The 13,694-nt window shown below is 72.8% G+C and carries 10 protein-coding genes; 6 read left to right on the top strand and 4 right to left on the bottom strand.

Features of this window, described 5'->3' with window-relative positions; genetic code table 11:
- The first annotated feature begins 5 nt into the window (after window positions 1-5).
- Both DDE18_RS03825 and DDE18_RS03820 read left to right on the top strand, forming a co-directional pair.
- Entirely contained in the window at window positions 6-1,181 is a 1,176-nt protein-coding gene (locus DDE18_RS03825) for a PspC domain-containing protein (protein ID WP_116570864.1), read from the top strand.
- A gap of 11 nt (window positions 1,182-1,192) precedes the next feature.
- Window positions 1,193-1,456 carry a hypothetical protein gene (locus DDE18_RS03820; RefSeq protein ID WP_116570863.1) on the top strand — a complete coding sequence of 88 codons (264 nt, stop codon included), beginning with the start codon at window positions 1,193-1,195 and terminating at the stop codon, window positions 1,454-1,456.
- 67 nt (window positions 1,457-1,523) lie between these two features.
- Here DDE18_RS03820 and DDE18_RS03815 read toward each other — a convergent pair whose 3' ends face one another.
- Complete coding sequence (locus DDE18_RS03815; protein WP_116570862.1) at window positions 1,524-2,588, bottom strand: glycerophosphodiester phosphodiesterase; 1,065 nt, start codon at window positions 2,586-2,588, stop codon at window positions 1,524-1,526.
- Window positions 2,585-3,679 carry a glycerophosphodiester phosphodiesterase family protein gene (locus DDE18_RS03810; RefSeq protein ID WP_165821011.1) on the bottom strand — a complete coding sequence of 365 codons (1,095 nt, stop codon included), beginning with the start codon at window positions 3,677-3,679 and terminating at the stop codon, window positions 2,585-2,587. The genes DDE18_RS03815 and DDE18_RS03810 overlap by 4 nt, the downstream gene beginning before the upstream one ends.
- Before the next feature lie 120 nt (window positions 3,680-3,799).
- Between DDE18_RS03810 and DDE18_RS03805 the strand changes: the two genes are divergently transcribed.
- From DDE18_RS03805 to DDE18_RS22780, 3 genes are all read left to right on the top strand, one after another.
- Window positions 3,800-5,512 carry an ABC transporter ATP-binding protein gene (locus DDE18_RS03805; protein ID WP_211754376.1) on the top strand — a complete coding sequence of 571 codons (1,713 nt, stop codon included), beginning with the start codon at window positions 3,800-3,802 and terminating at the stop codon, window positions 5,510-5,512.
- Window positions 5,509-7,257, top strand: coding sequence for an ABC transporter ATP-binding protein (locus DDE18_RS03800; RefSeq protein WP_116570859.1), 1,749 nt, complete (start codon window positions 5,509-5,511; stop codon window positions 7,255-7,257). The genes DDE18_RS03805 and DDE18_RS03800 overlap by 4 nt, the downstream gene beginning before the upstream one ends.
- Before the next feature lie 89 nt (window positions 7,258-7,346).
- Complete coding sequence (locus DDE18_RS22780) at window positions 7,347-8,258, top strand: hypothetical protein (RefSeq protein WP_165821010.1); 912 nt, start codon at window positions 7,347-7,349, stop codon at window positions 8,256-8,258.
- Between the two features lie 25 nt (window positions 8,259-8,283).
- Here DDE18_RS22780 and DDE18_RS22775 read toward each other — a convergent pair whose 3' ends face one another.
- The gene (locus DDE18_RS22775; RefSeq protein WP_165821009.1) at window positions 8,284-8,706 is read right to left on the bottom strand and encodes a hypothetical protein; all 423 of its coding nucleotides are present in this window, start codon (window positions 8,704-8,706) and stop codon (window positions 8,284-8,286) included.
- Window positions 8,707-8,847: 141 nt separating this feature from the next.
- Here DDE18_RS22775 and DDE18_RS03795 point away from each other — a divergent pair, with 141 nt between their 5' ends.
- Complete coding sequence (locus DDE18_RS03795; protein ID WP_165821008.1) at window positions 8,848-13,092, top strand: nSTAND1 domain-containing NTPase; 4,245 nt, start codon at window positions 8,848-8,850, stop codon at window positions 13,090-13,092.
- Window positions 13,093-13,101: 9 nt separating this feature from the next.
- Here DDE18_RS03795 and DDE18_RS03790 read toward each other — a convergent pair whose 3' ends face one another.
- Window positions 13,102-13,614 (bottom strand): Gmad2 immunoglobulin-like domain-containing protein, encoded by a 513-nt coding sequence (locus DDE18_RS03790; RefSeq protein WP_165821007.1) that lies wholly within the window; start codon window positions 13,612-13,614, stop codon window positions 13,102-13,104.
- Between the last annotated feature and the right edge of the window lie 80 nt (window positions 13,615-13,694).

The raw sequence follows: 13,694 nt of genomic DNA, 5'->3' as shown, positions 1-13,694 counted from the left end.
AGGACATGAACACCGCACCGCCTCCCCCGTCCCCGGACCAGTCGACCGAGCCGCCGTCAGGCCCGCCCCCGGCGACCGGTCCCCGCGTCACGCGCGAGCAGGTCTTCGACCTGGGCCGGCTGCGCCGCAGCCGGGACGACGTCCGCATCGCCGGCGTCGCCTCCGGCCTGGCCCGCCACCTCGACGTCGACCCGATCCTGGTGCGCGTCCTGCTGGTCGTGCTCGCCTTCTTCGGCGGTGCGGGTGTGATCATCTACCTGGCCTGCTGGCTGCTCGTTCCCGAGGAGGGCACCGGCGACCGTCCGCTCGGCCTCGACGACCGCAACCGCTCGATCGCCCTGGGAGCCGTGGGGGTGCTCGCGCTGCTCGCGCTCGTCGGCGAGTGGGCCGGCGGCGGCCACTTCTGGTTCCCCTGGCCGATCCTGCTGGTGGCCCTGGTGGTCCTCTTCTTCGTACGCCGCGGCGAGCGGCGCGCCGTCCCGCCGGCCGGGCCGCCCGCGGCCGGCGCCGGGGACCCGGCGTACGGCATGGACCCGGCGTACCCCGCCGGAGCGGCGTACGCCCCGCGGCCGCCGAACCCGCGCAAGCGCGGACCGATCCTCTTCTGGCCGGTGCTGGCGATCATCGCGCTGGCAGTCGGCACGCTCGGCGTCGTCGACCTCGCCGGCGTCGGCGTCCCCGACTCGGCCTACCCCGCGACCGCGCTGGGCGTGATCGCCGCGGCGCTGCTGGTGGGAGCGTTCTGGGGCCGCGCTGGCGGGCTCATCCTGCTCGGCCTGGTCGCCGCGTTCGCCACCACGGCCGCGACCGTCCCCTCGCACTGGGAAGGCGAGACGATCAACGAGCGGCCGGTCTCGACGGGTGAGGTGCGCGACAGCTACAGCATGGACGCCGGGCACCTCGTCCTCGACCTGTCCGCCGTCAACGACGTCGCGGAGCTCGACGGCCACCGGATCCATGTCGACGGCGGCGCCGGGACCATCGAGGTCGTCGTGCCCGACGACATGGACGTGAGCGTCGACGCGACCGTCGGCGGCCCCGGCGACGTGTCGATGTTCGGCGCCCACTCCAGCGGCTTCTCCGCCCACCGCTCGGGCTCCGCCGAGGGCGGCGACGAGGCACCCGACATGACCATCGAGATCGACCTCGGCATCGGCGAGATCATCGTCACCGAGAAGTGAGGGAGCAGACGATGAGCAACGAGACGTACGAGCCCTATGAGCCCTATGAGCCCTACGAGACGGAGCCGGCACCCGCCGACAGGCCATCCGGGCTGCACCCGGTCAACATCGGCCACCTGGTGATGGGAGTCGCCTTCGCCGTGATGCTCACCGGCTGGGCCCTCCTCGAGGGCGGCCTGATCGAGCCCGAGGACCTGCGCTGGATGATGCCGGTGCCGTGGCTCGCGGCCGGTGCCGCCGGCCTGGCGGCCCTGCTGCTGCGCCGCACCGACTGACCGTGTGGACGGAGCTGGCGTGGACGTGCCAGCGCCAGCGCCGCCTCGTTGGCGTTGAGGTGTGGGCTCAGCCCAACCATGCGTCGCGCGCGGCGACGGCGACGTCGGGGTGGTCGGCGAACATCCCGTCGACGCCGGCGTCGAGGAAGGCCCGGGTCTCGGCTGCCATGTCACCCGGGGCGTCGGGGTCGGTGCCGACCTTGAAGCGGCCGTCCATGAACTGGTTCTCCCGCCGCAGCGTCCAGATGTGCACGACCAGTCCCTCGGCGTGCGCGTCGTCCACCAGCGTGGTCGGCTCGGTCGTCCCGCGCCTGAGGACCAGGAACTTGTTGGCCCCCAGCCCGTCGGCGTACGTCGCGACCTCGGCGAGGCCTTCCGCGCTCACCATCGAGGCGTACGTCGTGCCGGGCAGGTCCGCGGGACCGCCGGACGCGTCGACCAGCTGGGCCAGGTCGACGTCGACGACCTCGTCGAGCTCCTTGAGGTTGCCCACCTCGAAGGACTGGATGACGACCTCGTCGTCGGCGTCGTCCAGGTCGTGGGCCTGCAGCGCGGCCACCAGCGGCTCCTCGAGCGAGAGCCCGATGGAGTCGAAGTAGCTCGGGTGCTTGGTCTCTGGGTAGACGCCCACACCCTTCCTGACCGCCAGCTCGAGCACCTGGTCGAGGGTCGGCACCTTGAACTCGCCGTCGTAGGCCGTGTTGTCGGGACGCACCTGCGGCAGCCGTTCCTTCGCGTGCAGCGTCTTGAGCTCGCGGTAGGTGAAGTCCTCGGTGAACCAGCCGGTGACCGGGCGGCCGTCGATCAGCTTCGTGGTGCGCCGGTCCGCGAACTCCGGGTGGTCGGCGACGTCGGTCGTGCCGGAGATCTCGTTCTCGTGGCGGGCGACGAGCACGCCGTCCCTGGTCGAGACCAGGTCGGGCTCGATGTAGTCGGCGCCCTGCTGGATCGCCAGCTTGTAGGCGGCGAGCGTGTGCTCGGGGCGGTAGCCGGACGCGCCGCGGTGGCCGATCACGATCGGCTCGGCGACGAGCGGGGTGGAGGGCTCGGCCGCTGCGAGCGAGGGGGCGGGGACGAGGGTGGTGGCCGCGGCCGACAGGGCGACGGCGGCCAGCGTGATCCGAGTGTTCATGGCCGGAGCCAACCGGCGCCAGGCGGATGCGGGGTGAACGCCGCGTGTCTGCGACGCCACTCCCCGAGGGCGATCTCCGGGTGGTCGGTGATCACCCCGTCGACGCCCGCGTCGAGCAGCGCCCGCACCTCCCCCGCCATGTCACCGAGGGCGTCGGGCGCACCGCCGAAGCGGAGGTTGGTGGGCAGGAAGCGGTTCTCCGCGCGGACGGTCCACACGTGGACCGTGAGCCACAGCCGGTGCGCGTCGCGGACCAGCGTCGACGGCAGCCCGATCGCGCCGGAGCCGTCGCGGGGCAGGACCAGCGACTTGTGCGGCCCGATGCCGTCGGCGTACTCGTCGATCCAGGCGAGCCCCTCCGGTGAGGCCAGGTCGCCGTAGGTGCGCGGGTCATCGACCTCGAGGTCGGCCGGCCTCAGCTCGGCCTTCTCGAGCAGCTGGATGACCGGCAGCCGGGTGCGGGTCGCGAGCCGGCGCAGGATCGTGGTCTCGAAGGACATGATGCTGACCCGCGCCCACGGCCCGTCCAGCCCGTGGCGCGCCAGGTCGTCGAGCAGCGGCTCGTCGAGCGGCAGCCCGATGGAGTCGAAGTAGGTCGCGTGCTTGAGCTCGACCATCACCCCGACCGTGCGGCCGCGGCGCACCGACTCGGCGCCGACCATCGCGAGCACCTCGTTGAAGGTGGGGATGCCCTCGGCCCCGTCGTACGCCGTGTTGTCGGGGCGGGTGCCCGGCATCCGCTCGCGGGCGGCCAGGGTCTTCAGCTCCGCGAGGGTGAAGTCCTCCACGAACCAGCCGGTGAGCTCGATGCCGTCGATGGTCCGCGTCGTGCGGAGGTGGGCGAACTCCGGGCGGCCGGCGACGTCGGTGGTGCGGGAGATCTCCGACTCGTGGCGGGCGACGAGCACGCCGTCGCGGGTGATCACGAGGTCGAGCTCGATGTCGTCGACGCCCATCCGGATGGCGGTGCGGTAGGACTCGAGCGTGTGCTCGGGCCGGTGTCCGCTGGCGCCCCGGTGCGCGACCACTGCAGGCGTGACCACGAGGCTGGCCGCGCGGTCGAGGACCTCGGACTCCCGGGTCACAGTCACCCCGGCATCGTCCGGGCGCCGTACGGCGTGGGCGTGGCGCCGCGGTGAACGGCGCGTGAGGGCTGGGTGAGCGCCGTAAATCAGGTGAGGCGGGAAGCGGCGCTCCGTAGGGTGGCAGGAGTGCGCTCCCTGCCCCTCGACCACCCCGGCGTCGCCGACCATCGAGGGCCGGGACGCTTCCTGTGGTGGATGGCCCGGGGCCAGTGGCAGACGCTGCTCGGCGGGATGATCTTCGGCATCCTCACGATGTCCGCGCAGGCGGTGATGCCCGCCGTGCTGGGCCGGGCGATCGACCGCGGTGTGGCTGCCCGCGACACCCGGCAGCTGGTGCTGTGGGCGGGCGTGATGCTCGGTGTCGGGCTCGTCTACGCGGTCGCCGGGATCATGCGCCACCGCTTCGCGGTGACCAACTGGCTGATCGCGGCCTACCGCACCGTCCAGCTGGTGACCCGCCAGGCCGTGCACCTCGGCGGCACGCTGCCGCGCAAGGTCTCGACCGGTGAGGTCGTCTCGATCGGCAGCAGCGACATCTCCCACCTCGGCCAGGTCATGGACATCTCCGCGCGCTTCGCCGGCGCGGTCGTGTCCTTCCTGCTGGTCTCCGTGATCCTGCTGTCGACCTCGGTCACGCTCGGCGTGGTCGTCCTGTGCGGCGTGCCCGTGCTGATGCTGCTCGTGGGTCCCCTGCTGCGCCCGCTGCAGGCCCGCAGCGCGCACCAGCGCCAGCTGATGGGCGAGCTCGCCAGCACCGCGGCCGACATCGTCGGCGGCCTGCGGGTGCTGCGGGGCATCGGCGGCGAGCAGGTCTTCCTCGCCCGCTACCGCCGCGAGTCGCAGACCACCCGCCAGGCCGGCGTGCAGGTCGCCAAGGTGCAGTCGCTTCTGGACGCCCTCCAGGTCTTGCTGCCCGGCACGTTCGTGGTGCTCGTGGTCTGGCTCGGCGCCCCCTCCGCCGTCGCGGGCGAGATCACCGCGGGCGAGCTGGTCGCCTTCTACGGCTACTCCGCGTTCCTGATGATCCCCCTGCGCACGGTCACCGAGTTCGCCAACAAGCTGATCCGTGCACGCGTGTCCGCGCGCCGGGTCTGCCGCGTCCTCTCGCTGACACCCGACGTCACCGACCCGGAGACGTTGCTGCCGTCACCGCCTCCGGGCTCCGACCTGTACGACGCCCGGTCGGGGCTGCTGGTCCGCGCCGGCCGGCTCCTGGCGGTCGTCTCCGACAGCCCGGACGAGTCGGCCCACCTGGCCGACCGGCTCGGCCTGGCCGGCGAGGAGGTCGACGACGACGTCACGCTCGGCGGCGTACCCCTGACCGGGCTAGCCCGGGCCGAGGTGCGCAGCCGGATCGTGGTCAGCGACACCGGCGCCCAGCTCTTCTCCGGCCCGCTCGGAGAGCGGCTCGACGTGGGCGGCCGCGGCGGCGTCGACCTGGCCCTCTTCACCGCCTCGGCCGACGACATCCTCGAGGCGCTGCCCGAGGGCCTGGACACCGCGGTGACCGAGAAGGGCCGCACGTTCTCAGGTGGCCAGCGCCAGCGGCTCGTGCTCGCGCGGGCGCTCACGTCCGACCCCGAGGTGCTGGTGCTCGTGGAGCCCACCTCTGCCGTCGACGCGCACACCGAGGCCCGGATCGCGGCGCGGCTGCGGGAGCACCGGGGCGGCCGCACCACCGTGGTGACGACCATGAGCCCGCTGCTCCTCGACACCGCCGACGAGGTCGCCTACCTCGAGGACGGCCGGGTCGTCGCGACCGGCACCCACGCCGAGCTGCTCGAGAGCTGCCCCGGCTATCGGGCCGTCGTCACGCGCGACGCGGAGGTGCCGGCATGAGCCCCGCCCTGCCGGTCGCCGACGGGCCCTCGGTCCGCCGCTATGCCCTGGAGCTCGCGCGCCGTCATCCGCGGCTGCTCGGCAGCGCCGTCGGGCTGCACGTCCTCGCCGCCGCGGCCTCCCTGGCCGCTCCCCGGCTGCTGGGCGGACTGGTGGAGGCGGTCGAGGAGGGCACGACGCTGGCCCACGTCGACCGGATCGCCCCGCTGCTGGCGCTGTTCCTGCTGATCCAGACGGTGCTCACCCGCTACGCCCGCTACCGGAGCCAGGTGCTCGGCGAGCAGGTGCTGGCCGAGCTGCGCGAGGACTTCGTCGCCCACACCCTCGACCTCCCGGTCGGCACGGTGGAGGCCGCAGGGTCGGGCGACCTGCTCACCCGCACCAGCCGCGACGTGGAGCAGCTCAGCTGGACGACCCGGTGGGCGCTGCCGGAGTGGACCATCGCCGTCGTCTCGGCGGTGCTGATCTTCGCCGCGGCCCTCAGCGTGGGGTGGTGGGTCGCGCTGCCCTGCCTGCTCGCCGTACCTCCCCTGGCCGTCGGCCTGCGGTGGTACCTCGCCCGGGCCAAGGACGGCTACCTCCGCGAGTCCGCGTCGTACTCCCAGATCAACGCCACGCTCGCGGACACCGTCGAAGGGGCCCGCACCGTCGAGGCGCTCGGGCTCGGACGGCAGCGGATCGACGCGGCCGACACGGACTGTGCCGACTCCTACGACGCGGAGCGTTACACGCTGAGGCTGCGGACGGCGTTCTTCCCGGCGATGGAGGTCAGCTATCTCCTGCCCATGGTCGGCACGCTGCTGTTCGGGGGCTGGCTCTACACGCGCGGCCAGGTGACGCTCGGCGAGGTCACGGCGGCGACGCTCTACGTGCAGATGCTGATCGACCCGGTCGAGCGCCTCGTGGCGATCCTGGACGAGCTGCAGATGGGCGCGGCGTCGCTATCCCGGCTGCTCGGCGTCGCGCTGGTGCCCGACGACCGCGAGGTCTCCGGCGCGCAGCCGCTCGACGAGAAGCTCGAGGCGCGGGACGTGCGGTTCTCGTACGTCGAGGGGCGCGACGTCCTGCACGGCGTCGACCTCGACGTCGGGGTCGGCGAGCGGATCGCGATGGTCGGCCCGTCGGGTGCGGGCAAGTCGACCCTCGGCCGGCTGCTGGCCGGGATCCATCCCCCGCGCACCGGGTCGGTCACCGTCGGCGACGTCGGGCTGGTCGAGCTTCCCCTCGGTGACCTGCGCGGGCACGTCGCGCTCGTCACCCAGGAGCACCACGTCTTCGTCGGCACGCTGCGGGAGAACCTCGCGCTCGCGGCGCCCCCCGGTGCGGGTGACGTCGAGATCCGCGCGGCGCTCGACGCGGTGGACGCGCTCGAGTGGGTCGACGCCCTGCCAGACGGCCTGGACACGATGGTCGGCTCCGGGCGGCGCGCGCTCACAGCGGCCCAGGCCCAGCAGGTCGCCCTGGCCCGGCTGGTGCTCGCCGACCCGCACACCCTGGTGCTCGACGAGGCCACCTCGCTCATCGACCCCCGCGCCGCCCGCCACCTCGAGCGCTCGCTCGCGGCCGTGCTGCACGGCCGCACGGTCATCGCGATCGCCCACCGGCTCTTCTCGGCGCACGACGCCGACAGGGTGGCGGTGGTCGAGGACGGCGTGATCACGGAGTTCGGCTCGCACGACGAGCTGGTCGCCGCGGGTGGTTCGTACGCCGCGCTGTGGGACTCCTGGCATGGCCGCGGCTCCTGACCTCCTTCGGGGCTGCGGGCGAGTCACGACTCGGCTTCGATCTCGTGCTGGCCCTCGCGGAGCAGTCTCGGCGGGCGGATCATCCGGACATGAGGGGGTTGCTGTTCGTCGGCGTGCTGGTGCTGGCCGGGTGCACGGCGGGGTCGGACGAGGAGTCGTCCGACGAGCCGACGGCGACCGCGCCGTCGGCCTCGGAATCGGCGACCGGGAGGCCGGGCCGGCTGGTCTGCGGCTGGTCGGCCGAGCCGGCCGAGGGGCTGCCGCTGCCGAACGACTTCGTGAAGGCCCGCATCTGCGAGGTGAGCAGCTCCCTCGCGTGGCGCCCTCCCCAGGAGGACCTCACCGACGGCGTCGCCGGCCTGGTCGAGACCATCAACGGCCTCGAACCGGTGCCGGACGACGGCCACTACTGCACGGCGCAGGGGGGCCACGGCTACACGATCCTGCTCGCCACGGCGGACGGCGACGTGACCTCGGTGTCCGGGGACACCGGCGGCTGCGGCGACGTCGAGGTCGGTGGCACGTCGTACGACGGCGCCGAGGTGCTCCTGGAGGACTTCATCGCCCGCATCGAGGCACGCCGCGAGGGCCGCGAGCCACCCCGTCGCCTCGCCAACGCCCCGATCGACTGCAACGCCGACGAACCCCTCGGCCCGGCCCCCTCACTGACCGGCTCCCTTGCCGATGGCGTGCGCGCGGTCTCCTGCTGGCATCCCGACGCCCCGTCTGCCCCGCTGTGGCGGTCCGCAGAAGTGCCGCGCCGCCAGCTCGGCGTACTGCTGGAGGACCTGGCCCGCAACACCGTGGACCAGGAGCACTTCAAGGACCCGGCGTGCGGCGGTCAGTTCGAGGACTACTACAACCAGATGCTGCTGGTGCAGACGCGCTGGGGTGACGTGTTGCGAGTCGGCGGGGTCTGCGAGGAATACCTGGTCGAGGAGGGCAGTTTCTGGCACCCCGGCGCCCGGGCCCGCCGGATCCTCGCCGCCCTGCGCCGCTGACGCGGACGGGAGGATCCGGCGCAGCTCACCGGGCGTAGCGCCACCAGCGATCGATGCTGTCGCAGCCGGTCGGCACCGGGGGGATCCACGGGACGCCGACGTCGGTGATCGAGCCCCGAGGCGGGCACGCGGACTTCACCGCCGGAGCCGGCCGCCTGGCCTCGGTAGGCGAGCTGCTCGCGGAGGCAGTACCGCACCGGGGGACGGGGCCGTCCACGGCGATGTTCCAGTGGGCCCGCTCCATGAAGCAGGGCCGGGTGCCCGTGACGTCGATCGACGGCGCGACGTCACTGACGTGGACGGGGGCGGGTGCCGGGTCGGCCGGGATCGCGTGGGTCCCGGACGGCGCGACGACGATGGCGGCGATGAAGGCCGAGGCGATGGTTCCGGCTCCTGCACTGGTCCACCACCAGCGGTTGCTGTCCTCACGGATGCTGTGGACGAACATGGCTTCCTCCTGGGTTCGGTGCGAGTGGTTCTCGCGATGCCTCCGTTGTCGCAGCGGCCGGTATCACCGCGCGGCCGGACCGGTATCGACCGGGTATCGAGACCGTTGACGCGGGCGATACCGCGGACAGACCCTGAGCGGGTGGGCATCCATGCCCTCGGTCCGCTGACCGTCGATGGCTCGGCACGGCTCAGTCGCAGGGATCGAGTGGTCCTCGAAGCGCTGGTCACCCACCCGGGCCAACGGGTGAGCGTCGACCAGCTCGCCGATGCCCTCTGGGGCGACTCGCCGCCGGCCTCGGCCGGGAAGGTCCTCCAGGGCTGCGTGGTCCGGCTCCGCCGGCTGCTCGGCCAGGACGCGATCGAGACCACACCAGACGGCTACGTGCTGAGGGTTCCCGCCGACCAGATCGACGCCCGGCGCTTCGAACGGGACGTCGCCAGGGCTCAGGAGCTGCTGACGCTCGGCGAGACCGACCGCGCGTCGTTCGTCCTCGGCGAGGCCCTCGCGTCGTGGCGGGGCATGCCCTTCCCCGACCTCGAGGAGTGGCCGCCCGCCAGGACGGAGGCGCGCCGGCTGGCGGAGCTACGGCTCACGGCGGAGGAGCTGCGGCTGGATGCCCAGCTGCGGGCCGGGCGGCACCGCGAGGTGGTCGCCGACGCGCAGTCGCTGGTGCGGGCCGCGCCCCTGCGCGAGCTGCGATGGGCGCTGCTGGCGCGGGCGCAATACCAGTCCGGCCAGCAGGCGGACGCGCTCCGCACCATCCACCAGCTGCGGGCTGTCCTCTCCGAGCAGCTCGGGATCGACCCGGGCCGCGACGTCCTCGCGCTCGAGCAGGCGATCCTGCGCCAGGATCCCTCGCTCATGGCGACGTCGGCCCCGGCCCCCAGCATGGCCGTGTGTCCGTGGCAGGGCCTCAAGTCGTACGACGTGGGGGACGCCGACCGGTTCTTCGGCCGCGACGACGAGATCGACTCCTGCGTCGAGCTGCTGCGCACCGGCAGCCTGCTCGCCCTGGTCGGGCCCTCGGGCTCCGGCAAGTCCTCGCTGGCCCGGGCCGGCATCGCGGCGCGCCTCGCGCAGCGGGGCACGAGGTGCTTGGCCATCACGCCCGGCCAGCACCCGATGCACGCGCTCACCAGCCTCGGCGGCGCGGGAAAGCAGGACGCCCTGCTCGTGGACCAGTGCGAGGAGCTGTTCACGCTGTGCGAGGACGCGGCGGAGCGCCAGGAGTTCGCCGAGGCCCTGACCGTGGAGGCTTCGTCCCGGCCGGTCATCGTCGTGCTTCGCGCTGACCGGCTCGCCGACCTCACGGCGTACTCGTCCCTGAGCCGTCTCGTCGAGCGCGGCCTCTACCTTGTCGGCGGGCTCGACGAGGAGGGGCTGCGGCTTGCCGTCGTGGGGCCGGCCCGACAGGCGGGCCTGGTGCTCGAGCCTGGCCTGGTCGACCTGCTCGTCACCGAGGTGCGCGCCGATCCGGGTGCACTGCCGCTGCTGTCCCACGCCTTGATGGAGACCTGGAAGCGCCGTGAGGGCAACACCCTGACCGTCGACGGCTACCGCGAGAGCGGCGGCATCCGCGGCGCGGTCGCCCAATCGGCGGAGCGGCTCTATGCCCACGTCGAGCCGGAGCGGCGGCACGTGCTCCGCGACCTGGTCCTGCGCCTGCTGTCGCCGGGCAGCGAGGGCGAGCCGGTGCGCACCCGCGTGGCCCGGCGGCTGGTCGGCACCGACCCCGAGCACGATCGGCTCATCGAGATGCTCGTGGCCGCCCGGCTCGTGACCAGCGACGAGGGCGTCCTCGAGATCACCCACGAGTCGCTGGCCCGCAACTGGCCTCGCTTGCAGGGCTGGTTGGAGGACGACGTCGAGGGTCGACGGCTGCTCCACCATCTCAGCTCGGCGGCTGACGCCTGGGACGGCATGGGCCGACCCGAAAGCGAGCTCTACCGCGGACCCCGCCTCGTGCGCGCCCTGGACTGGCAGAGGTCGACCGCACCCGCTCTGACCCCGGTGGAGCGCGACTTCCTCGATGCCTCCCGTGAGCTGGCGGACGTGGAGGAGCGCAGCGCTGCAGAGCGAGCGCGCGAGCAGGCCAGGCTGATCCAGCGGCAGCGGGTCGTGATCGCCGGAGCGGTGGTGCTGCTGGTCCTTGCCCTGGTGGCAGGTGGTCTGGCCGCCCTGCAGTCCGTCCGCGCCCAGGACAGTGCTGTAGCTGCTGCGGCGTCCGAGACGCGCGCGCTGGCCCGCCGGGCAGCTGCCACTGCGCTCGTCATCGACGACTTCGAGGAGTCCTTGCTGCTCGGCGTCGCGGCCGTCCGGACGGACCAGTCCACACAGACCTTGGGCAGCCTCATCGGTGTCCTCTCGAAGCAGCCCGCACTTGTGGCGTCCTCGCCTCTGGCGGGAAGCGACCCGCGAACCCTCGACGTACATCCCGACGGCCGACATGTCGCCGTGCTGGACACGCACCACCACGTGCGACTCCTCGATCTCACCTCGGGTGCGCAGGTGGCGGAGCGTCAGGTGGGCTCGAGGGACAACGAAGCGGAGGAGGTCCGCCCGATGCGCTTCAGCGCCGACGGGCGGCATCTGGCGGTTGCCTACACAGCACTCAGCAGACAACCGGTGGCGCTGCTCGAACCCATGACCCTCGAGCCGGCACCGGTCCAGCCCGGGGGCATGGGCCCGGGCCGCTGGCAGACGATCGACCTGAAGTTCAGCCAGGACGGCGCGCGCCTAGTGGCGGTCCTCAACCGGATGGTCCGGGGGGAGCGCGAATGGGAGGCACGGTCCACGACGGCCTTCGTCTGGGACACCGCACGTCCGTCGTCGCCGGTGGCTGCGGTGGACCTCACCAACGCCGAGGGCTGGGCGTCGGCAGCGTTGTCTCCTGACGGTCTGCGGGTCTACAGCGTCGCGCCCGACCTTCGGGTCCACGACCTGGAGTCAGGCCGGACGAGGATGCTCGCCACCGAGACGGAGGCGGCGTTCGGTGTCGTCGAGCTGAGCCCGGACGGTCGAGTCGTGGCGCAGGGACGGGGCTCCGCCGGAGACACGCTGCTGCGCGATGGCCGCACGGGAGACGTCCTGCACCGGCTCCGCCTGTCCGGGACGCAGGGTGGCCTGCGGTTCAGCGACGACGGGCGGCGCGTGCTCACCGTCATCTGGCACGACCGCGACGCCGCGGTGTGGGACGTCCGGACTGGTGAGCAGAGGTTGAGGCTGCAGCTCGCCGAGGGAAGCTCGGGCGCGGCGGACCTGGACGCGCGAGGAGCAACGGTGGTGTCCGCCTCCATGGACGGGGCGGTCCGCGAGTGGGACGTGACAGGCAACCGGCGCTACCTGGCGCGGGAGAGCCTCCCAGACCTGCCCTGGACGGGGGACGGCGGCGCCTGCCTGACCGTCCCGGCGCTCGACGGGACCAAGGTGGCCTACGACGTCTGCGGCGACAGCTTCGCGCTCGAACAGCTCGCGCTGCTCGACGTCCCGACCGGCACGGTGCGGACGACGACGTTCGACGATGGGCAGGGCGTGGGGGCCTCCGGCTCCTGGAACCGAGCCGGTACGCGGTTCGCGCAGGTCATCGGCGACGCCGTACGCGCGTGGGACGCGACCGGTCGCCTTGTCCTGGAGGAGCCGGTGGACGGGGACACGATCGACGCAGGCTTCATGCCGAGCGGGGACCGGATGGTGTTGTCGGAGGCCACCGGACGGCTGGTGATGGTGGACGCGACCTCCATGGCTCCAGTCGGCGTGCCCGTGGACCTCGGTGGCACGGCGTGGGCCGTCGCGGGTCCCGACGACCGGCACGTGTTCGCCATCGTGGGCGGCGCGGACGAGTCGGGCTTCTGGAAGAACGACGTGGAGAAGTGGGCGCTGGTCGACCTCGAGGAGGGGAATGTCGTGGACGAGGGCCCCCTGGATCTCGGGTTCGTCTACCACCTCGCCTACTCGCCCGACGGACGTCATGCCGCGCTCGCGAGCGAGGGCCACGTCCAGGTCATCGACCTGGAGACCGGTCGGCCGGTGCGCCCGCCCGAGCGCATTCCCGGCGGGGCGGGCTGGGTCGCGTTCTCCCCCGATGGCCGGCGCCTCGTCTCCGGTGGCTTCGACGGCGACGTGGCCTTGTGGGACGTGGCGGGGGCGACGATCACGGCCCGGGTGCGCGTGCCGCATTCCGTCCTCAGCTCGCCCGTGTTCGGTGCCGACGGCCAGTCGATCCTGATCGCTCCGTGGTGGAGGGACCCCGCCGTCTACGTCTGGGAGCCGAACTTCGAGCGCGCCATCGAATTCGCATGCGCCGCGGCCGGGCGCGACTTCACTCAGGCCGAGTGGCGGGAGCACTTCGGCGACCTGCCGTTCCGCGAGACCTGCCCGCAGTAGCCGGCCGAGTCAGCCGCGCAGCGGAATGCGCAGCCGCCAGCCGACCTCGATGTGGTCGGGATCGGCGATCCTCGGGTTGGCCGCGACGATCTGCCTGGCCGTGACCCGGCCGAAGTCCTTCACCTTGCGGACGATGCCGCTCAGGGTGTCGCCCGGCTCGACGCGGTAGAGCAGCCAGCCCTGCAGGTCCGCGAACATGATGATCTCGACCTCACGCAGGTTGAAGCCGGGGCTCGGTCCTTCATCGGGCAGGCCGGGGTTGTCGCCGAAGACCTGCAGGGTGAGCCGGCTCCCGTCGCGCGGCGGGTCGGGCACGGTGATCCGGGTGGAGAACTCGCCGATCCCCGCCATGCCGCCGCTGGACTGGGCGAAGTCGGTCACCAGCACGCGGCCACGGGCATCGAGCACCCGGATGCCGATCGTCCCCTCGAAGCCGTTGCCGATGCCGGTGACCACGAACCGGCGGCCGACGAGGTCGTGCTTCGCGGGCTGCCGCACCCGCACGTCCGTGATGAGTCCCATGAGTTCCCCTCCCGAGATGGGCCCGGTGCCCGTCTGGCGAGTGTAGGAACCAGACCGGGCGCTTGTCTTCAGCCGGACGC

It is taken from the genome of Nocardioides gansuensis, from assembly GCF_003076135.1.
GTDB classification, from domain to species: Bacteria; Actinomycetota; Actinomycetes; order Propionibacteriales; family Nocardioidaceae; genus Nocardioides; species Nocardioides gansuensis.
This window is presented reverse-complemented; position numbering and strand designations above follow the sequence as displayed.

Excerpts from the sequence above, each read along its gene's own strand:
- DDE18_RS03825 (WP_116570864.1), top strand. The coding sequence starts at position 6 with ATGAACACCGCACCGCCTCCCCCGTCCCCGGACCAGTCGACCGAGCCG.
- DDE18_RS03820 (WP_116570863.1), top strand. The coding sequence starts at position 1,193 with ATGAGCAACGAGACGTACGAGCCCTATGAGCCCTATGAGCCCTACGAG.
- DDE18_RS03815 (WP_116570862.1), bottom strand. The coding sequence starts at position 2,588 with ATGAACACTCGGATCACGCTGGCCGCCGTCGCCCTGTCGGCCGCGGCC.
- DDE18_RS03800 (WP_116570859.1), top strand. The coding sequence starts at position 5,509 with ATGAGCCCCGCCCTGCCGGTCGCCGACGGGCCCTCGGTCCGCCGCTAT.
- DDE18_RS22780 (WP_165821010.1), top strand. The coding sequence starts at position 7,347 with ATGAGGGGGTTGCTGTTCGTCGGCGTGCTGGTGCTGGCCGGGTGCACG.
- DDE18_RS22775 (WP_165821009.1), bottom strand. The coding sequence starts at position 8,706 with ATGTTCGTCCACAGCATCCGTGAGGACAGCAACCGCTGGTGGTGGACC.
- DDE18_RS03790 (WP_165821007.1), bottom strand. The coding sequence starts at position 13,614 with ATGGGACTCATCACGGACGTGCGGGTGCGGCAGCCCGCGAAGCACGAC.